Raw genomic sequence first — 20,658 nt, forward strand, 5'->3', positions numbered from 1 at the left:
CTGATCAGCGGCGGGGCAGCACGAGCAGGCGCCCGGAGACGGGGTGGCGCAGCACCTCGATGTCCCAGCCGTAGACCTCGGTGAGCCGCTGACTCGTGCACACCTGCTCCGGTGTCCCCTGCGCGACGATCCGACCCCGCTCCAGCAGGATGATCCGGTCCGCATAGGCCGCGGCGACGTCCAGGTCATGCAGGACCACGACGACGCCGGCTCCGGCTGCGGCCAGCTCCCGGCAGGTGCGCAGCGTCTCCTCCTGGTGCAGGATGTCCAGGGCCGCGGTGGGCTCATCCAGGAGGATCGGCGGGGTGCGCTGAGCGAGCACGCGCGCCAGCTGGACTCGGCCGTTCTCCCCGCCGGACAGCGTGGTCACGTCCCGATGGCGCAGCCGCCGGGTGCGGGTCGTCTCCAGCGCCTCGGCGCAGGCCCGGTCGTCCTCCTCGGCGAGCGGAGTCCCCTTCCACGGGGTCCGCCCCATGGCCACGATCTCCTCCACGGGGTAGGAGAACGCGACCTGGGAGTTCTGCAGCAGGACGCTGCGCCGTCGGGCCAGCTCCATGGGGCTCCAGCCGCTCGGGGCCCTCTCGCCCACCCGCACCGTGCCGCGGCCCGGGGTGAGGTCCCCGGCGAGCACGGACAGCAGGGTGGACTTGCCGGCGCCGTTGGGTCCGATCAGGGCCAGCACCTCCCCGGCCTCGACCTCCACGGTGACGTCCTCGAGCACGGCCCGTTCCCCGAAGCCGTGGCCGATGCCCTCGGCTCGCAGCAGGCTCACAGGCTCACCCCCTTGCGCAGGGTGCGCCGCAGCAGCACGAAGAAGGTCGGGCCGCCGACCAGGGCCGTGAAGATCCCGATGGGCAGGTCCGCGAAGGGCACCAGCGTGCGCGCCGCCAGATCCGAGGCGGCGATGAGCAAGGCGCCGCCGAGCATCGAGGCCGGCAGCAGCGCGCGGTTGGAGGGACCCAGCACCAGGCGCAGGACGTGCGGGACGATCAGCCCGACGAAGGCGATGATCCCGGCGTAGGCCACGGCCGCCCCCGTGAGCAGGGCCGCACTGGTGATGGCGGCGATGCGCAGGCGCTCGACGTCGACGCCGGTATGCCGGGCGGCCCGCTCCCCCAGGGCCAGCAGGTTCAGCCTCCCCGCGATGACCAGGCTGGTGAGCAGGCCCAGGAGGATGATGGGCCCGGCGGAGAGGACGGCCTTCCAGGTGGAGCCGTTGAGGGAGCCCATCTGCCAGAACACGATCTGGTCCCGATCCGTGGGGCTGGCGACGAACACGAGGAAGGCGATCGCGGCATTGGCCACGGCGGTCACCGCGATGCCCGTGAGGATCATGGTGATCACCCCGGCCCGGCCATCGCTGCGGGACAGGACGTAGACCACGACCGTGGTGACCATGGCCCCGACGAAGGCCAGCAGCGGCACGGTGAAGATCCCGAGGATGCTCAGGCCCAGCACGATGGCCAGGCACGCCCCCACGGCGGCCCCCGCGGAGATGCCGATGACACCGGGTTCGGCCAGCGGGTTGCCGAACACCGCCTGCATGACAGCCCCGGCGCAGCCCAGGGCCGCCCCGACCAGCACGCCCAGGACGATGCGGGGGAAGCGGATGTTCCACAGGGTCGCATCCGCCAGCTGCAGGGAGGGCTGGACCGGGGACCACCCGAGGCGCCGGGTCACCGAACTCAGGACGTCCCTGGCCGGGATCTCGTACTGGCCGAGACCCGCGGAGAGCAGGCAGAGCACCGCCAGGACGACGCCGAGCGCGACGCGGGTCCCCCCGATGCGCCCGGCGCGGCCCCTCTGCGGCATCAGGAGGAGGCCCCGTCCCCGGACACCGCGTCCGGGGCGTAGACGGCCTGGGCCAGGGAGAGCAGCACCGCCGGGGTGTTCGGCCCGAAGGACAGGATCTGTCCGTCGGCCATGGACACGACGCGCCGGTTCTTCCCGGCCGTGGTCTCCCCGACGCCCGGACGAGCCAGGAACCCGTCGATGCCCCCGGTGGATTCGATGCCCTTGCTCATCGCCAGGATCAGATCCGGGTTGAGCTTGACCAGAGCCTCGGAGGTGGCGGGCACGATGTCCTCCACTCCCTTCTCGGTGGCGGCGTCGATCCCGGACAGGGAGGTGATCAGGTCATCCGCCCCGCTGCCCTTGCCCAGGATGAAGAACACCCCGGCGTTGCCGCGCACGTACAGGAAGGCCATGGACAGCTTCTTCCCGTCCTCACCGGGGGCGACGTCGCGGATCGTCTGGATCGCGTGGTCCAGATCCTTCTGCATCCGCTCCCCCAGGCGCTTGCCGTCCTCCGGAACCCCCAGGGCGTCGGCGACCTTCTGGATCTGCCCGTCGATCAGGTCCATGCGCCGGTCCGGGGAGAAGTGCACCACGGTGATCCCCGCCGAGCGCAGCTGCTCGGTGATCTCGGTGGGCCCGTTGGTGGTGTCCATCAGCACGACCGTCGGGGCCGTCTTCATGATGGCCTCGGCATTCAGATCGTGACCGTTCTCCGTCACCAGCGGCAGATCCTTCAGGGACTCCTCGGTGGATGAGGTGACCCGTCCGGCCAGCTTGTCTCCCTGGCCCAGGGCCTCGACGGTCTGGGCGAGGGTGCCGTACAGGTCCAGGGCGAGGATCCGTGAGGTGTCCGTGACGGTGACCTCGGTGCCCTGATGGTCCTTGACGGTCACGGGCAGCTTCGGCTGGCTGGGATCGGAGATGGGCTCCACGTCCGGAACCGAGGCCGCCTCGGTGGGGCCGGTGATGGACTTCGGGTCATCCACGGCGTTCTGCTTCAGCGCGGTGGCGGCCTTCTCGAGAGACGCGGCGTACTGCTCGGAGTCGGCCCCGCCCCCGCCGCTGGCGGAGGAGCCCGCCGCGCCGCCCTGGTCACCGCAGGCGGTGAGCAGCAGGAGCAGGCTGAGCAGCAGGGCCGTGATGACCCTGGCCGGTCCCCGCAGGGCCCGGGGGTCGGCGGCCCCCGGGCGGGTGCTCGGTGCGGGGCGCATCAGCGCTGCCGCCCGTTCACGCGACGCCGGGCGATGACCAGGGCGGCCGCGCCGACGGCCAGCACCGCCAGGCCGACCGCGGCCAGCTGCTGCTGCGGACGCTGGGCGCCGGTCTCAGCCAGGTTCTCGCAACCGGGGCCCTGGTACTCCACACGGGTGGTCACCTGGGGGGGAGGCGTCCGCGGCCGGCGCGGCGGCATCCCCGGTGAGGGACGCGGAGAAGCTCAGCGGATCCAGCTCCTGGCCGGCCTCGTAGAAGTTGGCGAAAGCATCGGCACCGGTCTGGGTGAGGGTGGTCTTCGCGTCGCTGACGGACACGGAGCCTCCGTCGGCCTGGATCCCGGACAGGTCCACGTTGGCGAACACGACGTCGCCGTAGTCCTTGTTCTTGCCCTCCATGTCATTGGAGGAGATGGTCGCGTAGAGCTTGCCGTGGCTGCCGTCGATCTCCAGGTGGAAGTCGGAGAGCTTGGTGTCCAGGATGCCCTTGTGCCCGGTGAAGTGCAGGGTGCCGGGGAACTTCAGGGAGCCGGAGCCGTCCTTGAAGGTCCCGGTGCCTCCGGACCAGGAGTACTTCCCGTTCGCGTAGCTGACGTCGGTCAGGTCCCACTTGCCCTTGGCGATGCCACCGGAGATGTAGTTGCGGAAGGAGGTCTTCAGTCCCCAGTCCATGGTGGCCGCGGAGACGGTGCCCTGGGCCGAGGACGCGCCGGAGGCGGCCGCCGGCGTCGCCGTCTCCGTGACGGTCACCGGCACGCACTGCAGCTCGGCCTGCCCGGGATCCGTGGAGACGGCCCCGGCACCACCGGCGCTCGTCCCGCTCTGGGCCCCGGAGCCGGACCCGGTCCCGCTGCCGTTGGAGCTCCCGGTCTGTGCGGCATCGTCCGTGGAGGCGGAGGCGGTCTTGCCGGAACCGGCGGAGGTGTCGGCCTCGTCCAGGGTGGCCTCATCCGGGTTCTGCACGGCGGCGCCCAGGCGCGCGGTGAAGCTCAGGGGGTCCAGTTCCTGGCCGGCCTCGTAGAAGCCCGCGAAGGCATCCGCGCCCTTGCTGGTGGGGGTGGTGCGCGCGTCCTGCGCGGAGATGACGTCGCCGGTCAGGGTGGCCCCGCTGAGATCCACCTGCGCCAGGGCGACGCTCTTGTAGGAGATCATCTTCCCGGGAGTCTTGTAGTCGTCGTTGAGCTCGCGGGAGTCGACGTCCGCGACGAGGGTGCCCTGGCCGTCGCGGATCTGCAGGCGGGCGTTGGCGATGGTCAGGTCCAGCAGCCCCTTGTGCCCGGTGAAGTGCAGCGTGCCGGGGTAGTCGATCTGGCCGGTGCGGGTGGCCGGATCGTAGTAGCCGCTGGCGTTGTCGTACGTGAAGATCCCGTTGCGATCCTGAACTCCGGACACGGTCCAGGAGGCACGGGCGATGGGGCTCTTGATGTGCTTGCGGAACGACTCCTTGACGCCCCAGGACATGGACCCGGAGTCCACCGTGCGCTTGGTGGTCTCGGTCTTCTTCCCCTCCTGGGCGGTGCCCTGGCCGGAATCCCGTGTGGGCTGGGCGGCGGGAGTCTCGGACGACTCGGCGGTGGACCGCGGGGCCGCGGTGCTGGGCTTCGGGCTCGAGCTCGGCGCGGGCGTGGACGTGCGGGTGGGCTGCGGCTGCTCGCTGGGCTGGGCCGAAGGCTCCTGAGCGGCGGCGTAGTCGGCGGTGAAGCTCAGGGAATCCAGCTCCTGGCCCGCGTCGTAGAAGGTCTGCCCGAACACGGCGCGCCCGGAGTCCTTGAGTGTGACCTTCGCGTCCTTGAGGCGGAGCTGGCCGTCGGCGCCGGTGAGGCCCTTGAGATCGACGTCGGCCAGCTCCAGGTTCCGGTAGTCCTCCAGCTCGCCCTTGGTGGTGGTGTCGATGAACGGCCGCGCCTGGGCGTCGGCGATCAGCGTGCCCTTGGTCCCGTCGATGCGCAGTCGCAGGTTGCTCAGGGTGGTCTCGAGGATGCCCTTGTGCCCGGTGAAGGTGACGGTGCCCGGCAGGGCGACCTCCCCGGAGGTGCCGTTCCAGGTTCCGGTGCCCTCGCTCCAGTGGTAGGTGCCGTCGGCGTTCTGAGTCAGCCCGCCGGAGACGGCGATCTCCCCGCGGGCGATGGGGCCCTTGATGTAGCGACGGAAGGACTCCTTGACGCCTTAGTCCATGGTGGCCTGGGTCAGGGTGTCCTGCTGGGTCTGGGCGGCGGGCTGGACCTGGGCCTGGGCGGGGACCGGGCTCGCATCGGCGACGGCGGGCAGGCTCGCGAGGCCCGCCAGTCCGATGACGGCCGCGGCGGCGACGGTGCCGACGCGGCGGGAGGTGCTGGAGTTGTTCATGATGCCTTCGGGTCGAGTGACGGGGAGGGTCCGGTTCCTGTGCAGGCGCGGCTGTGCAACGGACGAGGGCCGGCACAGCCTAAACTAAGGTGTGGCTCAGCAGAATTCAAGGGCACCCTCTGATCGAGTCATGTTTCGGTGACAGACTGTCATCAAGACATGTTGACGACACCCTGTCACCAACCCTGTTCACCCGACCGAGTGCCCGGAGGCCCCGATGTCCGTCACCACCGCCCACCGCTCCCGCACCGACGCCGCGCAGGAGGAGACCTTCTCCGCGCGCCTGCGCCGCTGGACCGCCGAGCGGCGCTCCTCCGCCGAGCACTCGACCTTCATGACCGACCTCATGGGCGGCACCCTGGATGCGAGCGCCTACCTCCGGCTGCTGGCGCAGTACCGCCACATCTACGCGGCACTCGAGGAGGTCGCCCGCTCCTTCCGCGAGGACCCCCAGCCGCTGACGGACCCGTTCGTCCTTCCCGGGCTGGATCGGCTGTCCGCGATCGAGGCGGATCTGGCGGTGCTCGCCGACTTGGTGGGCCGCCCGCTCGACGTCGACGGAGATCCTCTCTTCGCGGCCCTGCCCAGCACCGCCGAGTACGTCGCGCGCATCCGGACCACCCGCACCAGCCCGGAGCGGTTCCTGGCCCACCACTATCTGCGCTACCTCGGGGACCTCTCCGGCGGGCAGGCGGTGTCGGCGCTGATGGCCCGGCACTACGGACTTCCCGCCGAGGCGCTGAGCATGTACCGCTTCCCGGACCTGCCCAAGCCCAAGGTGTTCAAGGACGGCTACCGCACCCTGCTGGACCGGGCGCAGCTCAGCGAGGACCAGCGTGCCGCGCTGGTCGAGGAAGCCGTCGCCGGCTTCGACCTCAACGCCCGCATGTTCGCCGACCTGCAGCGCGCCGTGCGCGCCTGAGGCGGGGCATCGCCCCGGCGATCCTCCGACGATCCCCTGCGCCCGCTCTGGGCGACCCTCGGAGCGGGCACCGGCCCGCCCCGCTGCGGCTCACAGGGCCAGCAGCGGAACCTTCCGCTCGGCGTCGGTCCAGGAGCCGTGCTGACCCACCATGCCCTTGGCCAGCGGGGAGACCCGGCGCAGGTCGTACAGGGCCAGCTCCCCGGAGGCGGCGATCAGCAGATCCCCGATGCGTCCGCGGACCCCCTCGCGCAGGTCGCCGAAGCAGCCCGCGCGCACCAGGTCCTCCCGGTCCAGGATCCAGGCCCGGTCCCCGAAGCGCTGCCCCCACGCCGCGATCAGGCGCCCCCGCGCGGTCTCGTCCTCGGGGTCGGCCAGGTGCAGCTGGACCAGGCGCGGCTCGCCGGCGGTCAGCTCCACCCCGGCGACCAGCTCCGGGTGCTCGTCGTAGGAGATGCGGTGCTCGGCGGCGACGTCGACCATCCCGTGATCCGCGGTGAGCAGGATGAGGGTCTCCTCCCCCGCCCGCGAGCGCAGCCGCCGCAGCCCGGAGTCCAGCTCCTCCAGGGCCTCGCGCCAGGCGGGGGAATCCACGCCGTACCGGTGCCCGGCCTGATCCAGCTCCGGCCAGTACAGGTACATGAGGGTGGGCTCCGGGCTCTGCAGCCGCTGGGCGGCCTTCGCCACGCGGGCCACGGTGGAGCCGGCGGCTACGAAGTCCCCGCCGCGCAGGGCCGCCCGGGTCAGGGCCGACCCGGCGTAGGCGCGCTGGGAGACGGTCACGACGTCGGTCAGGCCCTCCAGCTGCTGGAAGATCGTCGGCAGCGGCTGCCAGTCCTCGGGCAGCACCTGCGGATCCCATCCGGAGAGCTGGTTGACCACGACGCGCCGGGACGGGTCCACGACGTCGTAGCCGACCATCCCGGTCCGTCCCGGGGGCTGCCCGGTGCCCAGAGTGGCCAGGGACGCCGCGGTGGTGGAGGGGAAGGCCGCGTCCAGATCCGCCAGGCGGGCCGCCCGGCGCAGGGTCGGGGCGTAGCCCAGGTGCCGCTCCAGCTGCTCGGCGCCGAGCCCGTCCACCAGGACCAGGCACACGTTGCGGTAGGAGCCCGGGGGCCGCCCGGCCCGTTCCAGCGCGGCGGACAGGCCGAGCCGGTCCCCGATCCCGGCGGGCCGGTGATCCTCGGGAAGCGCCTGCACGGGGCGGTGCAGGGCGGCCGCGGAGGCCAGCGCGTCGGCGACGGCGCCGGTGCCGTAGGCCGGGGCGGGCGGCATCTCGCGCCCGAGCAGGTCCCGCAGCGGGCTCGGGCTCACAGGTGGGAGGTCCCGGACAGGGCGGTGTTGGCCCGGCGCAGGGCCCGGGCGAACTCCTTGGCGTCCTCCACCGCCTGTGGGCCGTCCGCCTCCGCGGAGATCCGCAGCACGACGTCCTCCCGGGGGGCCACCCCGGTGTAGCCGTGGTCGGCCTCGCAGGCGGGATCCGCGCAGTCGGCCGGCTGCACGTCGATGCGCTGGGATCCGGTCCAGGACATCATCAGCGTGACCTCCGAGGCGGGGGTGCGGGGGGTGTACTCCTGGGGCTGGCGGTAGGCGAAGGACAGCGTCACGGAAGTGAGGTTGCGGATCGGGACGGTCTCCGTGGACACGTGGGCGACCACGTCCTGGCCGTCCTCGTCCAGCGCCTGGTCATCCACGTGGGTCACCTGCACGACCTCGCCGGCCAGGGCCAGGACGGTCACGTGCCGGTGGACCTCCGTCTGATCGAAGTGGGTCTCCACCTGCACCAGGTGCGAGGTGGGCACGGCCCCGTCCAGGGCATCCGTGACCACGTCCATGACCAGCTGCGGGTAGAAGCCCGCGTTGATGATGTCCTCTTCCAGCTTCCGTCCCTGATATCCCGACTCTGCCATCGACTCGCTTTCCTGGTGCCGCTGATCCTCTGCGCGGGGCGCGCGCCGTGCGCGGCACCCCGCCGTCCGGACATTCTACGTCCCGCCCGGCCCGCCCCGGGAGGCCCTGTGGATCACCGGGTCATGGTGCGCCGGGCGGAGTCCGTGCGCCGCTGGGGGTTGCCCAGATCCACCCGGGCGCCCAGCACCGTGAGGTCGTCGGCGGAGAGCATGACGGGATTCAGCTCCAGGCGCGCGATCTGCGGGTGGGCGTCCTTCAGCTGCGCCACCCGGGCCAGCAGCTCCTCCAGCAGGGACACCGCGACCACCGGCAGCCCCTCGTAGCCGAACAGCTTGCGGCTGGCCCGCGGCGCCCGCACCATCAGCCGCACGTCCCGCTGGGTCAGGGGCGGGACGCGGTGGGCCCAGTCCTCCAGCAGGTTCACCGCGTCCCCGGCCATCCCGAAGGAGACGACGGGCCCGAGCAGGGGATCCTCGGTGGCGCGGATGACGCAGTTCTGCCCGGGCGTTCCCATCGCCTGGACCTCCAGGCCGACCTCCCCGTAGGGGCGCAGGGTCCGGCGCATCAGGGCGATGTCCCGGCGCAGCGCGGCCTCGTCCTCGATGCCCAGGCGCACCCCGCCCAGGTCCAGGCGGTGGCGCAGGGTCGCGTCGGTGGTCTTCAGCACCACCGGGTAGCCCAGGCGCTCGGCGGCCCGCACCGCCTCCTCCTCGGTGGTGAAGGGCACCGATTCCAGCACCTCGATGCCGTAGGCCCCGAGCAGCTGCCGGGTGCGCTGCTGATCCAGCTCCAGCAGCCCCTCCCCCGGGATCCTCGGGGCCTCCTCGCGCAGCAGCCGCCGCACCGCCTTGGCGTCGGTGCCGTCCACCTCGGCCAGGAAGGCCTCCTCCTTCTCCCGCCAGTCGACGTAGTCCATGATCGCCGCGAGCGCGCCGACCGCGGCCCCCGGGGATTCGAAGCAGGGCAGCCCCGGCAGCTCCCGAGGCTCCTCCTGCCCCGCGGCGGACTCCTCGAGGGTGCGGGGGCACGGGAAGATGCCGCGGCGCGAGGCCGAGGAGTCCAGCACCCCGACGAACGCGGCGAGCACGGGGGTGCCGGTCTGGGCCGCGCAGTCCATCAGCACCGCGGCGATCTCGTCGGGATCGGCCAGGGGCGTGGGCAGCAGCGTGACGATGGCGGCGTCGACGTCGGGGGCGCGCAGGGCCGCGAGCAGGGCCTCGCGGATGATCTCGCGCGGGTCGGTCTCCAGCCCGGAGGTGTCCAGGGCGTCCTCGCGGCGGCGGACCTCCACCCCGTGGGCCGTGCAGGCGTCCTCGATGACCCGGCTCAGCGCGAAGGCGTTGGAGACCACCGCGACCCCGCGCCCGCGCGGCAGAGGCTGGGAGACGAGGATCTGGGCGATGTCCATCAGGTGCTCGGAGGTGTCCGCGCGGATCACCCCGGCCTGGCGCATCATCGCGTTGAGCGCCTCCGGCGGGGCGGAGCTGGTGCGCCCGGTGTGTCCCGGGGGCAGCTGGCGCCCGGTGACCTCGGATTTGGCGACGATGACGGGTTTGGTGCGGGCCAGGCGCCGGGCGATCCGGGAGAATTTGCGGGGGTTGCCGATGGACTCCAGGTACAGGCACACGGCCCGGGTGCGCGGGTCGTCCTCCCAGTACTGCATCAGGTCGTTGCCGGAGACGTCCGCGCGGTTGCCGGCGGAGAAGGCGGAGGAGACGCCGATGCTGCGGCGGAACGCCGAGGTGTACATCATCACGCCGATGGCCGCGGACTGGCTGAACAGCCCCAGCGCGCCCCCACCGGGGGCGTGCTCGCCGAAGGTCGCGTTCAGGCGGATCTCGGGGTCGGTGTTGACCATGCCCATCGACGCCGGGCCGATCACGCGCATCCCGTGGTCCCGGGCGATGCGCACCAGCTCCCGCTGGCGGGCCCGGCCGCGGGCGCCGTCGTCGGCGTATCCGCTGGTGATCACCAGGACCCCGCGCACCCCGGCCCGCCCGCACTCGCGCACCACCTGCGCGACCCGGTCGATGGGCACCGCGATGATCGCCACGTCCACGGTCTCCGGGACCTCGGCGATGCTGGGGTGGGCCATCATCCCGGCGACCTCCAGAGCCTCGGGGTTCACGGCGTAGACGGAGCCGGTGTACCCACCCTCCACGATGTTCACCAGGACCTCGTGGCCGGGGCTGGTCCAGTCCCGGCTGGCCCCGATCACCGCGATGGACCGGGGGGTGAGCAGCCGGGCCACCGACTTCGCCTCGGCGCGGTGCTCCCGGGATTCCATGACGGCGCGGGAGCGCTCGGTGGGGTCGATGTCGAAGTGGACCATGACCACGCCGTCGTCGAAGCCGCGGGACAGCTCGTAGCCGGCCTCGGAGAAGACGCTGAGCATCTTCCGGTTCTCCGGCAGCACCTCGGCGGTGAACCTGCGGATGCCCCGCTCCCGGCCGGCCGCGGCCAGGTGCTCCAGCAGGATCGAGCCGATGCCGCGCCCGTGGTGGGCGTCGGAGATGAAGAAGGCGACCTCGGCCTCGGCGGGATCCCCGGTGCGGTCGAAGCGGCCGATGCCGATCATCTCCTCCCCGAGCATCAGCACGAAGGCCACCCGGTCCGTGTGGTCCACGGTGGTGAAGCGGGTCAGCTCCTTGGCGGTCAGCGCCGACTTGTAGGTGAAGAAGCGCAGGTAGATGGTCTGCTCGGACTGCCCGGCGTACATCCGCTCCAGGGCGTCCCGATCGGTGGGCAGGACGGGGCGCAGGTGGGCGGTGGCTCCGTCGCGCAGGACGACGTCGGCCTCCCAGTGGGCGGGGTACGGGGGCTGCTCGGACTCGGCCATGACCCCATCCTAGTCCGGCACATCACACTTCCGGGTGGGCGTGACGACGCGGCGTCGCCCCGGGTCCGCCCGGGTGGGGCGTGACCTAGACTGGTGCGGCACCGTCCCCGCCCACCCCCGAAGCGCAAAGGATCACCGATGGCCCCTCGCCGCAAGAGCTCGAGCATGCAGGAGGAGTTCCCGGTCGACGTCGTGGAGAACATCGTCGACGTGGACGTCTCCGCGGAGATGGAGACCAGCTTCCTGGAGTACTCCTACTCGGTGATCTACTCCCGCGCCCTGCCCGATGCCCGGGACGGGCTCAAGCCCGTGCAGCGGCGGATCCTGTACATGATGACCCAGATGGGCCTGCGCCCGGACAAGGGGCACGTGAAGTCCGCCCGCGTGGTCGGCGAGGTCATGGGCAAGCTGCACCCGCACGGGGACGCGGCGATCTACGACGCGATGGTGCGCCTGGCCCAGCCCTTCGCGATGCGCCTGCCGCTGGTGGACGGGCACGGGAACTTCGGCTCGGTGGACGACGGCCCGGCCGCGGCCCGCTACACGGAGGCGCGGATGGCCCCCGCGGCCCTGGCGATGACCGGGGACCTGGACGAGGACGTCGTGGACTTCGTGCCCAACTACGACAACCAGTTCACCCAGCCCGGGGTGCTGCCCTCGGCCTTCCCGAACCTGCTGGTCAACGGCTCCTCCGGGATCGCGGTGGGCATGGCCACCAACATGGCCCCGCACAACCTGCGCGAGGTGATCACCGGAGCCCAGCACCTGATCACCCACCCGCAGGCCACCCTCGAGGACGTCATGGCCTTCATCCCGGGCCCGGACCTGCCCACCGGAGGAACGATCGTCGGGCTGTCCGGGATCCGCGACGCCTACGCCTCCGGGCGCGGCTCCTTCAAGACCCGCGCGAAGGTCAGCATCGAGCAGGTCACCGCCCGCAAGCAGGGCCTGGTGATCACCGAGCTGCCGTACATGGTGGGCCCGGAGAAGATCATCGAGAAGATCAAGGACGGGGTGCAGGCCAAGAAGCTGTCCGGGATCTCCGACGTCGTGGACCTCACGGACCGCAAGCACGGCACCCGCCTGGTCGTGGAGCTGAAGAACGGGTTCAACCCGCACGCGGTGCTGCTGAGCCTGTACAAGCACACCCCGCTGGAGGACTCCTTCGGCATCAACAACGTCGCGCTGGTGGACGGGCAGCCGCAGACCCTGGGCCTGCTGGAGCTGCTGCGGGTGTACGTGGACCACCGGATCGACGTCGTGCGCCGGCGCACCGAGCACCGGCTGGGCCGCTCGAAGGACCGGCTGCACCTGGTGGAGGGCCTGCTGCTGGCCATCGTGGACATCGACGAGGTCATCCAGATCATCCGCGCCGCCGAGGAGACCGCCGAGGCCCGCACGCGGCTCATGCAGGTCTTCGATCTGACCCAGGTGCAGGCCGAGCACATCCTGGAGCTGCGGCTGCGGCAGCTGACCAAGTTCTCCCGGATCGAGCTGGAGCGGGAGCAGGAGGAGCTGCGCGCGCGCATCGCCGAGCTGGAGGAGATCCTCGGTTCGGATGCGACGCTGCGCTCGGTGGTCTCCGCGGAGCTGGGCGAGGTGGCCGAGAAGTACGGCACGGACCGGCGCACGGTGCTCACCGAGACGGACGATCTGGCGCAGCTGGCGAAGGCGGCGACCCCGGCCGGGGCGAAGAAGACCGGGAAGGGCCTGGGCCTGGCCCTGGAGACCGCGGACGACCCGTGCTGGGTCGCGCTGTCCGCCTCGGGTCTGCTCGGACGCACCCCCGGGGCCCCCGGCGGCCGGGAGCGGCTGGCGGATCCGGGCCAGCGGATCAAGCACGACGCGCTGGTCTCCTGCATCCCCGCGACCGCACGCGGGGAGGTCGGGGCGGTGACCAGTGCCGGCCGGATGCTGCGGGTGAACGTGATGGACCTGCCGGTGCTGCAGCTGAGCGGGCAGGCGCCGAACCTGGGCACCGGGGTGCCGGTGGCGGAGTTCCTGACCCTGGCCCGCGGGGAGCGGGTGGTGGGCCTGGTGCCGACCTCCGAGGTCATCGCCCTGGGCACCCGGGACGGGGTGGTCAAGCGGGTGAATCCCGACTACCCGCTGAACCGGGACGACTGGGAGGTCATCACCCTGAAGGGCCGCGACGAGGTCCTCGGGTGCGCCGCGGCCGCCGATGACGACCACCTGGTGTTCATCACCCGGGCGGCGAAGCTGCTGACCTTCGACGCCTCCAAGGTGCGCCCGCAGGGCCGCACCGGCTCCGGGGTGGCCGGGATCAAGCTGGCCGAGGACGACGCCGTGCTGGCCTTCGGGGTGGTGCGCCCCGGTCAGCGGGCCGAGGTCGTCACCATCGCCGCCCAGGACGACTCCCTGCCCGGCACCGGCGCCGGCTCCGCGAAGGTCACGGCCTTCGAGGAGTTCCCCGCCAAAGGCCGGGCCACCGGCGGGGTGCGGGCGCATCGCTTCCTGCGCGGGGAGTCCCGACTGGCGCTGGCCTTCGCCGGGCCCGGCCCGGTGCGGGCCGTGTCCAAGTCCGGGGTGGCCCGGTCCCTGCCCACCGAGCACGGTGCCAGGGACGGGTCCGGGGTGCCGCTGGAGCGCGGCATCGTCGCCGTCGGCCCCTCCCTGGACGGCCTCGACGCCGGGCAGCGGCAGAGCCCGACGTCGTAGGCCGGGCCCGCGGGCGGCGGGCGGCCAGCGCAGCGGCCTCAGGACGCCTCGCCGGGCACCGGGTGCGGCTCCCGGGCGTCGGCCGTGCCCGGAGCCAGGCGCAGGACGCTGCGGCAGTGTGCCAGGTCCGCCGGGCGGTGGGAGATGACGATGACGCCGGGCGCCGTCGCGTCGTTCTCCCCCGGGCCGGGGCTCAGACCCGCGGCCAGCCGGGCCATCATGGCGCGCGCGGTGGGTTCGTCCAGGTGGGCGGTGGGCTCATCCAGGTACAGCAGGGGCGCCTCGGTCAGCAGCGCACGGGCCACGGCCAGGCGCTGGCGCTGACCCCCGGACAGCAGGCCGCCGGCCGGGCCCACCCGGGTGTCCAGGCCCTGCAGCAGGGCCGCGACGTCCTGCGCGAGACCGGCCCGCTCCAGGGCGGCGAACAGCTGATCGTCGGTGGGCGCGTGCTCCCGGTCCCGGGCCAGGGACAGGTTCCCGCGCACGGTCGAGTCGAAGACGTAGGCGTCCTGCGGGCACCAGGCGGCCAGCCCGCGCAGCCGGGACGGACCGAGCTCGGGCCCCGCCGCGGAGGAGGCGGGATCGGCGGGGGCGGAGACCGCGGGGTCCAGCGCCCGGATGCTGCCGGACTCGCGGGGCAGGAAGCCCAGCAGCACCGCCAGCGCGGTGGACTTCCCGGAGCCGGAGGGCCCGGTGATGCCCCACCAGCGTCCCCGGGCCGCGGTTCCGGTGAGCCCGCGCACCGCCGGCCGGTCCATCCCGGGCCAGCGCGCGGCGACCTCCCGCAGCACCAGGCCCGCCGGCTCGACGTCATCCCGCTCGGCACGGTCCCTCCCCTGGGGTGCGGCGGGGGCGCGGTCCTGCGCACCGGCCCGGACGGCGTCTTCCGTCCGATCTCCGACCTCCGACGGGGTGCCCTCCTGCGCCTGGGAGCCGACCCGCCGGGTCAGTCGGGCGAAGGCGGGCCACGCGCGGATCGCCTCGGTGGCCGCCGTCATCGGCTCCACCAGGGCGGTGGCCAGCAGCACGGGGATCGCCGCCACCGGTGCGGAGACCGCACCGGAGGAGACGGCCGGCCAGGCCAGGGCCGCCGTGCCCAGGGCGGTGCCCCACCACACCAGCACCTGCCCGCCGGAACCGAGGCCCGTCGCCCAGGCCGCCCGGCGGGCCGCCGCGTGCGCGGCGGCGTCGGCGGACCGGAACACCGCGAGTACGGGCTCGACCACGCCGTTGCCGCGCAGATCCTCCCGGTTCTCCAGGACCCCGGCGGCCAGGCCCAGGGCGCGGGCCCGCACCTCCCGCTGGGTCCCCTCCCCCGCGGCGTCGGCCCGCAGGGCCAGGCCGGGGATCACGATCAGCCCCAGGACGCAGGCTCCGGCCATCAGCCACGCGGCCGACGGGAGACACACCGGGGTGGCGATGACGGCCACCGCCAGGACGGGCACGGCGGTCGCGGCGGGCAGCAGCACCCGGGGCAGGGCATCGCGCAGGTCCTCGACGTCGGCGATCAGCCGACGCAGGAACTCCCGGCCGCGCAGCAGGGAGCGCAGGCCCAGGGCGGTGGCGCCGGTCGCGCTCCAGGTGCGCAGCCGCAGCGCATCGGCCGCGCGCAGGGCGAGATCGTGGGTGCGCAGCCGCTCGGCGTAGCGGAACCCGGCCCGGGCCAGGCCGAAGAAGCGCACCCCGGTGATGGCCACGAGCAGGTACATCAGCCCCGGCTGCTGGGCCGCGCGCACGATCAGCCACCCGGACAGCGCGGTCAGGGCGGCCCCGGCCAGGACGGCCAGGGTGTTCAGGGTCAGGGCCCCGAGCAGGGCGCGGGCGCGCAGGCCGGTGACCCGGCGCAGGATCCCCAGCACCTCGCGCACCCGGGGCCGGGAGCCGTCGGCCGCGGCGGTGGGACCCGCGGTGGCAGGCCCCGCGACGGCGTCCGGCGCCCCGGCCTCCCGCGGGGCTCGCTCCTCGTCGGTCCTCCCCTGCCTGGCCGGGTCCGCCGCGTCGGGTGCGGGTTCCGGGGCCGGGTCCGGGCCGAGCGCGCCCCGGGCGTCCACGCGCAGGACCCGATCGGCCACGGCGCGCACCCGCGGGCTGTGGGTGACCACCACGACGGCGGCCCCCGCGGCGGCCAGGGCCCGCAGGCTGTCCAGCACCCGCGCGGCGGCCGCCGGGTCCAGGTGGGCCGTGGGCTCGTCCACCAGCACCAGCCCGTGGGCGTCCGGCCCGGAAGCACCGGGCGCGTCGATCACCGGCCCCTCGGTTCCCGTTCCGTCGGCTCCTGGCCCATCGATACTCACCCCGTGGGCGCCAGAGGCGGGGTCCGCGCGGCGAGCCAGGAGGGGCGCCAGGGCGCGGGCCAGGGCCAGCCGCCGCTGCTGGCCCGCACTCAGCGCCGCCGGGGCCACCCGGGCCAGGCCCAGCAGGCCCAGCCGCTCCAGGGCCGCCCGCACCCCGGGCACCGCCAGGGCTCCCCGGTCCCGGTCCTTCTCCCCCGGCAGGGATCCGATGCCCTCGCCGGCCGCGAGCCACTGCCCGGCCCGAGACGGCTCGGCGTACAGGGCCGTCTCCGCCGCGGCGGTCTCGGCCAGGAAGCGGGGATCCTGCCCGGCCCACGCCACCGGGCCGCACACCCGCACCGATCCGGTCACCGCGGACCCCGCGGGCAGCAGCCCGGCGGCCGCGCGCAGCAGGGTGGTCTTGCCCGCCCCGGAGGGACCCACCAGCGCGGTGATCTCCCCGGACCGGGCGGTCATCTCGACGTCGTGCACGGCGGGCTCGGTGCGCCCGGGGTAGGTCACGCTCAGCCCCTCGACGGCCAGGACCGGGCGACCCGCCGCTGCGCCCGGCGCGTCCCCCGGCGCAGCATCGGCCGCGTCCCCCGGCTCCTCCTGCCCGGTCGCCGCAGGGTCCTCCCGGAGGATCTCCTCGGCCCGACGCAGGGCCGCGACCCCGTCCTGGGACTGGTGGTAGGCGGTGCCGACGTCGCGCAGGGGCTGGAAGCATTCGGGGGCCAGCAGCAGCACCAGCAGCCCGGTGTCCAGCCCCAGGCTCCCGTTGACCAGGCGCACCCCGATGGTCACGGCCACCACCGCCACGGACAGCGTGGTGATCAGCTCCAGGGCCAGGGAGGAGAGGAAGGCCGAGCGCAGGGTGGTCATGGTGGTGCGCCGGTAACGCTCCCCCAGCTCGGCCAGAGCGCGCCGCTGCGCCCGATCCCGGTTCAGCCCCACCAGCACGGGCAGGCCCCGGGCCAGCTCCGCCAGGTGCGAGGACAGCCGCAGCAGCCCGGCCTGGGCGGTGCGGGTGTCCCGCTGGGTGGTCTTGCCGATCAGCACCATGAACACCGGCACCAGCGGCAGGGTCAGCACCAGCACGAGCGCGCTGATCGGATCGACCAGCGCCACCACGCCCAGCAGGATCACGGGGACGACGCCGGTGGCCACCAGGGCGGTCACGGACCGGGTGTAGTAGTCGTCCAGGGCGTCCAGTCCCCGGGTGATCAGCACGGCCGCCCCGCCCGCGCCGAGGTGCCCGCCGAGCAGCTCGCGGCGCAGCAGCCGCTCGCGCAGCTCGGTCTGGGCGCCGCGGGCCGCGCGCCGGGCGGCAACACCCAGCAGCCAGTCACCCGCCGCCCGCAGCGCCAGGCCGCCGACCGCGATCGCCAGGGCCGCGCTCAGACGCTGCGCGGGGAATCCGCCGGGCGTCCAGGACCCGCCGAGCCCGGGCAGCAGGGCGTCATCGCGCAGGACCTGTGTGCCGATGTACTCGGGCAGGGGCCCGGCGGCGCCGGGATCCGACAGGCCGGCCAGCCCCGCCTGGGCCAGTCCGGTCAGCAGCACGGCCAGGCCCAGGCTGAACAGCACCGTGCCGACCGCGCGCATCGCCTGCAGGAGCCCCAGTGCGGGCAGGGCCCTGCGAGCGTTCGGCCCCAGCGGGGGCCGCGCGGACGACCCACCCCGGGACTCGGTCTCGGAGGGCGCACCGGGGGCGGCCTCGGTGGCGAGGTGGGGATCGGCGCCGGGGTCGACGCCGGGGCGGGCCGGGCTCATCAGCGGCTCAGGCGGTGCGGGTCGGGTGCTCGGCCAGCTCCCGCACGTCGTGGGCGTCCGGGATGTGCTCGGTGCGCAGGCGCTTGCGGAACACCCAGTAGGACCAGCCCTGGTACAGGAACAGCACGGGCAGGCCGAAGCAGCCCACGATGGTCATGATCTTCAGGGTGTACTGGGAGGAGGCGGCGCTGGTCACGGTCAGATCCGCTCCTCCGGCCAGGGTCGTGGGCAGCACCACGGGGAACACGGCCAGGAAGACGGCCGCCGCCCCGGCGATGAGGAACACGGCGCTGCCGGCGAAGCTCGCCCCGTCGCGCCCGGCGCGGGCGAAGGCCCAGGACAGCACGGCCCCGAGCACGGCCAGTCCGGTCAGCGCCCAAGTCGGGCCGACGCCGTCGCGCACCTGCACCAGCAGGACCCACCCGGCCAGGGGCAGCAGGCCCACCGGCAGCAGGCGCACCAGGGCCCGCTGGGCCCGCTCCTGCACCGGCCCGGAGGTCTTCAGGGCCAGGAACGCCAGCCCGTGGACCAGGGCGAAGCCGAGGAAGCCGAGGCCGCCGAGCACCGCGGGCCAGGTCAGCCACGCGAAGGCCCCGCCGATCCGGTCCCCGTTCGCATCCAGCGGCAGGCCGGTGGTGGTCAGGGCCAGGGCCGCGCCGATGAGGAAGGCGATCGCCCCGGAGGAGACCGCCAGGATCCCGTTCCAGGTGCGCGCCCACCGGGCGGAGGAGCCCTTGCCCCGGTATTCGATGGACACGGCCCGCAGGATCAGCGCCAGCAGCAGCAGGGTCAGCGGCAGGTACAGGGCGGAGAACAGGGCGCCGTACCAGAACGGGAAGGCGGCGAAGGTCGCGGCACCGGCGGTGACCAGCCAGACCTCGTTGCCGTCCCAGACCGGTCCGATGGTGTTCAGCAGCAGCCGCCGCTCCTTCTCGTCCCGGGCGAAGATGCGGCCCATGAGCATCCCGACGCCGAGGTCGAAGCCGTCCAGCACCAGGTAGCCGGTCCAGAACAGGCCGATCACCAGGAACCAGGCGGTGTTCAGCGCGGGTTCGTTCGCGAGGGTCTCGATCATCGGGTGCTCCTAGTAGGCGAAGGCCAGGACGTCGTCGGAGCGTCGGCCGGCAGGCGCGTCCGCGTCGTCGTCATCGTGCTCGGGGTCCCGCACCAGCTCCGGCATGGCCGCCACGACGCCGGTGCGCACGTACTTGGCCAGCAGCCAGACCTCCACGATCATCAGCACCAGGTAGACCAGGCACAGGCAGATCAGGGAGGTCAGCAGCTCGCCGGGGGTGATCGTCGGGGAGACGGCGGCCTCGGTGAACATGTGGATGCGCTGGCTGGCCGGCAGATCCGGGTTGGGGGCGACGACGAAGGGCTGGCGGCCCATCTCCGTGAACACCCACCCGGTGACGTTGGCGCCGAAGGGCGCGAGGATCCCGAACACGGCCAGGCGCATCAGCCACCGGGATTCCGGCACGGTGCCCTTGCGGGTCAGCCACCAGGCCAGGGCGCAGGCCAGCGCGGCCAGGCCGCCGAAGGTGATCATGATCCGGAAGCCCCAGTAGGTGACGATCATCAGCGGGACGTAGTTGATCTCCTGCCCGGCCCGGTCCCCGTACTTGGCGTCCTGGGCGAGGTTGGTGCCGTACTCCTTCTCGTACTGGGGCACCAGGGTGTTGATCCCGGCGACGTCGGTGTGGAAGTTGTTGTGGGCGAGGAAGGACAGCAGCCCGGGGATCTCGATGACGGTGTGCACGTTGTTGCAGTCCCGCGCCCCGGGGTTGGAGAAGGTGAACACGGAGAACGCGGTGCCGTCGTGGCAGGCGGCCTCGGCGGAGGCCATCTTCAGCGGCTGCTGGTGGATCATCAGCTGGGCCTGCACGTGCCCGGAGAAGGCGGTGCCGAGGAAGCCGACGATGCCGATCAGGCAGCCGATGCGCAGGGAGCGCCACCAGACCCGGTAGTCGGTGCGGTCCCGGGCGCCGGTGGGCTCCTCGCCCACGACCACCCGGCCCTGCGCATCCACGGTGTCGATGCCGGCCCGGCGGCGCTGCCACAGCTTGTACCAGGCGATGCCCAGCAGGAAGGATCCGGCCACCGCGATCGAGCCGAACAGGGTGTGGATGATCGCGACGATCGCGGTGTTGTTGGTCAGCACCGCGGCGATGTCGTCGAGCACCGGGCGCCCGTCGACGATCTCGTAGCCCACCGGGTGCTGCATCCAGGAGTTGGCGACGATGATGAAGTACGCGGACAGCAGGGAGGCGACCACCGCGCAGCACAGGCACGCGGCGTGCACCCAGGGCTTCAGCCGATCCCAGCCGAAGATCCACAGGCCCAGGAACGTGGATTCGACGAAGAAGGCCAGCAGGGACTCCATGGCCAGCGGCGCGCCGAAGACGTCGCCGACGAAGCGGGAGTACTCGGACCAGGCCATCCCGAACTGGAACTCCTGGACCAGCCCGGTGGCCACACCCATGATGAAGTTGATGAGGAAGAGCTTGCCCCAGAACTTGGTCATCCTCAGGTACTCGGGTCTGCGGGTGCGCACCCAGGCGATGTTGAGGGTGGCCACGACGGTGCCGAGGCCGATGGTCAGGGGGACCATCATGAAGTGGTACACGGTGGTGATGCCGAACTGCCACCGTGCGATGTCGACGATGTCCACGCTGCTCCTCGAGGGATCGTGATGAGGATGATGCGCGGCGCTCCCGTGGCATCGCGCCGCCCGTCGGGAGGCGGTTGCGGGCGCGGGCGCGCCGATGGGCCAGACCGTAGCACCGCCTCCTGGGATCCAGCCTGGGTGACCGGGGGCGCACCGCGGGATCCTGCGGCAGCCGGGCCGCCGAGGGCTGCGGGGTGTGGCGCAGCGATCAGGGGTGATTCCGGCCGCACGCCCCGCCC

At 73.1% G+C, this 20,658-nt stretch carries 14 protein-coding genes and 1 pseudogene; 2 read left to right on the plus strand and 13 right to left on the minus strand.

Annotation, left to right across the window (positions count from 1 at the left end):
• Window positions 1-4 precede the first annotated feature (4 nt).
• The 7 genes and pseudogenes from KKR01S_RS05330 to KKR01S_RS05355 all read right to left on the minus strand — a co-directional run bounded on the left by KKR01S_RS05330 (window position 5) and on the right by KKR01S_RS05355 (window position 5,354).
• Window positions 5-772, minus strand: a complete 768-nt coding sequence (locus tag KKR01S_RS05330; RefSeq protein WP_369472971.1) for a heme ABC transporter ATP-binding protein — start codon at window positions 770-772, stop codon at window positions 5-7.
• The gene (locus tag KKR01S_RS05335; RefSeq protein WP_061225479.1) at window positions 769-1,812 is read right to left on the minus strand and encodes a FecCD family ABC transporter permease; all 1,044 of its coding nucleotides are present in this window, start codon (window positions 1,810-1,812) and stop codon (window positions 769-771) included. Before KKR01S_RS05335 ends, KKR01S_RS05330 begins: the two co-directional genes overlap by 4 nt.
• A complete protein-coding gene (locus KKR01S_RS05340; protein ID WP_081101583.1) occupies window positions 1,812-3,008 on the minus strand; it encodes a heme/hemin ABC transporter substrate-binding protein in 1,197 nt (398 codons plus the stop codon). The genes KKR01S_RS05335 and KKR01S_RS05340 overlap by 1 nt, the downstream gene beginning before the upstream one ends.
• Window positions 3,008-3,160, minus strand: coding sequence for an LPXTG cell wall anchor domain-containing protein (locus KKR01S_RS10810; RefSeq protein ID WP_165596160.1), 153 nt, complete (start codon window positions 3,158-3,160; stop codon window positions 3,008-3,010). Before KKR01S_RS10810 ends, KKR01S_RS05340 begins: the two co-directional genes overlap by 1 nt.
• Entirely contained in the window at window positions 3,123-4,469 is a 1,347-nt protein-coding gene (locus KKR01S_RS05345; protein ID WP_280513756.1) for an HtaA domain-containing protein, read from the minus strand. The genes KKR01S_RS10810 and KKR01S_RS05345 overlap by 38 nt, the downstream gene beginning before the upstream one ends.
• Window positions 4,470-4,715: 246 nt before the next feature.
• Window positions 4,716-5,162: pseudogene (locus KKR01S_RS11480) on the minus strand (HtaA domain-containing protein); the annotation flags it as partial.
• A gap of 12 nt (window positions 5,163-5,174) precedes the next feature.
• Entirely contained in the window at window positions 5,175-5,354 is a 180-nt protein-coding gene (locus KKR01S_RS05355) for a hypothetical protein (RefSeq protein ID WP_058731496.1), read from the minus strand.
• A gap of 217 nt (window positions 5,355-5,571) precedes the next feature.
• Between KKR01S_RS05355 and KKR01S_RS05360 the strand changes: the two genes are divergently transcribed.
• Window positions 5,572-6,276: a biliverdin-producing heme oxygenase gene (locus KKR01S_RS05360; RefSeq protein WP_061225482.1), complete on the plus strand. Its 705-nt coding sequence runs from the start codon at window positions 5,572-5,574 to the stop codon at window positions 6,274-6,276.
• Between the two features lie 90 nt (window positions 6,277-6,366).
• Here KKR01S_RS05360 and KKR01S_RS05365 read toward each other — a convergent pair whose 3' ends face one another.
• The 3 genes from KKR01S_RS05365 to KKR01S_RS05375 form a co-directional block, all read right to left on the minus strand.
• Window positions 6,367-7,590 (minus strand): alkaline phosphatase family protein, encoded by a 1,224-nt coding sequence (locus tag KKR01S_RS05365; RefSeq protein WP_242650417.1) that lies wholly within the window; start codon window positions 7,588-7,590, stop codon window positions 6,367-6,369.
• Window positions 7,587-8,186 carry a DUF5998 family protein gene (locus KKR01S_RS05370; protein WP_058731494.1) on the minus strand — a complete coding sequence of 200 codons (600 nt, stop codon included), beginning with the start codon at window positions 8,184-8,186 and terminating at the stop codon, window positions 7,587-7,589. Before KKR01S_RS05370 ends, KKR01S_RS05365 begins: the two co-directional genes overlap by 4 nt.
• Window positions 8,187-8,299: 113 nt before the next feature.
• Window positions 8,300-11,026 carry a bifunctional acetate--CoA ligase family protein/GNAT family N-acetyltransferase gene (locus KKR01S_RS05375; protein ID WP_061225483.1) on the minus strand — a complete coding sequence of 909 codons (2,727 nt, stop codon included), beginning with the start codon at window positions 11,024-11,026 and terminating at the stop codon, window positions 8,300-8,302.
• Window positions 11,027-11,164: 138 nt separating this feature from the next.
• On the opposite strand from KKR01S_RS05375, the gene KKR01S_RS05380 reads away from it, so the two are divergent.
• Window positions 11,165-13,705, plus strand: coding sequence for a DNA gyrase/topoisomerase IV subunit A (locus tag KKR01S_RS05380; protein ID WP_061225484.1), 2,541 nt, complete (start codon window positions 11,165-11,167; stop codon window positions 13,703-13,705).
• A gap of 38 nt (window positions 13,706-13,743) precedes the next feature.
• Here the strand turns inward: KKR01S_RS05380 and cydC are convergent, their stop codons facing one another.
• Genes cydC through KKR01S_RS05395 form a run of 3 tightly spaced genes read right to left on the minus strand, consistent with a single transcriptional unit; the run spans window position 13,744 to window position 20,422 of the window.
• Complete coding sequence (cydC, locus tag KKR01S_RS05385; protein ID WP_061225485.1) at window positions 13,744-17,751, minus strand: thiol reductant ABC exporter subunit CydC; 4,008 nt, start codon at window positions 17,749-17,751, stop codon at window positions 13,744-13,746.
• 7 nt (window positions 17,752-17,758) lie between these two features.
• Complete coding sequence (gene cydB, locus KKR01S_RS05390) at window positions 17,759-18,826, minus strand: cytochrome d ubiquinol oxidase subunit II (protein ID WP_058730672.1); 1,068 nt, start codon at window positions 18,824-18,826, stop codon at window positions 17,759-17,761.
• 9 nt (window positions 18,827-18,835) lie between these two features.
• Window positions 18,836-20,422, minus strand: a complete 1,587-nt coding sequence (locus KKR01S_RS05395) for a cytochrome ubiquinol oxidase subunit I (protein ID WP_061225486.1) — start codon at window positions 20,420-20,422, stop codon at window positions 18,836-18,838.
• Window positions 20,423-20,658: the final 236 nt, after the last annotated feature.

The organism is Rothia kristinae NBRC 15354, from assembly GCF_001570865.1.
Lineage (GTDB): Bacteria > Actinomycetota > Actinomycetes > Actinomycetales > Micrococcaceae > Rothia > Rothia kristinae.

Bases quoted from the DNA above. Each gene is read 5' to 3' on its own strand.
- KKR01S_RS05375 (WP_061225483.1), bottom strand. From the start codon at position 11,026: ATGGCCGAGTCCGAGCAGCCCCCGTACCCCGCCCACTGGGAGGCCGAC.
- cydC (WP_061225485.1), bottom strand. From the start codon at position 17,751: ATGAGCCCGGCCCGCCCCGGCGTCGACCCCGGCGCCGATCCCCACCTC.
- KKR01S_RS05335 (WP_061225479.1), bottom strand. From the start codon at position 1,812: ATGCCGCAGAGGGGCCGCGCCGGGCGCATCGGGGGGACCCGCGTCGCG.
- cydB (WP_058730672.1), bottom strand. From the start codon at position 18,826: ATGATCGAGACCCTCGCGAACGAACCCGCGCTGAACACCGCCTGGTTC.
- KKR01S_RS05355 (WP_058731496.1), bottom strand. From the start codon at position 5,354: ATGAACAACTCCAGCACCTCCCGCCGCGTCGGCACCGTCGCCGCCGCG.
- KKR01S_RS05340 (WP_081101583.1), bottom strand. From the start codon at position 3,008: ATGCGCCCCGCACCGAGCACCCGCCCGGGGGCCGCCGACCCCCGGGCC.
- KKR01S_RS05380 (WP_061225484.1), top strand. From the start codon at position 11,165: ATGGCCCCTCGCCGCAAGAGCTCGAGCATGCAGGAGGAGTTCCCGGTC.
- KKR01S_RS05345 (WP_280513756.1), bottom strand. From the start codon at position 4,469: ATGTCCTGGGGCGTCAAGGAGTCGTTCCGCAAGCACATCAAGAGCCCC.
- KKR01S_RS05370 (WP_058731494.1), bottom strand. From the start codon at position 8,186: ATGGCAGAGTCGGGATATCAGGGACGGAAGCTGGAAGAGGACATCATC.
- KKR01S_RS05360 (WP_061225482.1), top strand. From the start codon at position 5,572: ATGTCCGTCACCACCGCCCACCGCTCCCGCACCGACGCCGCGCAGGAG.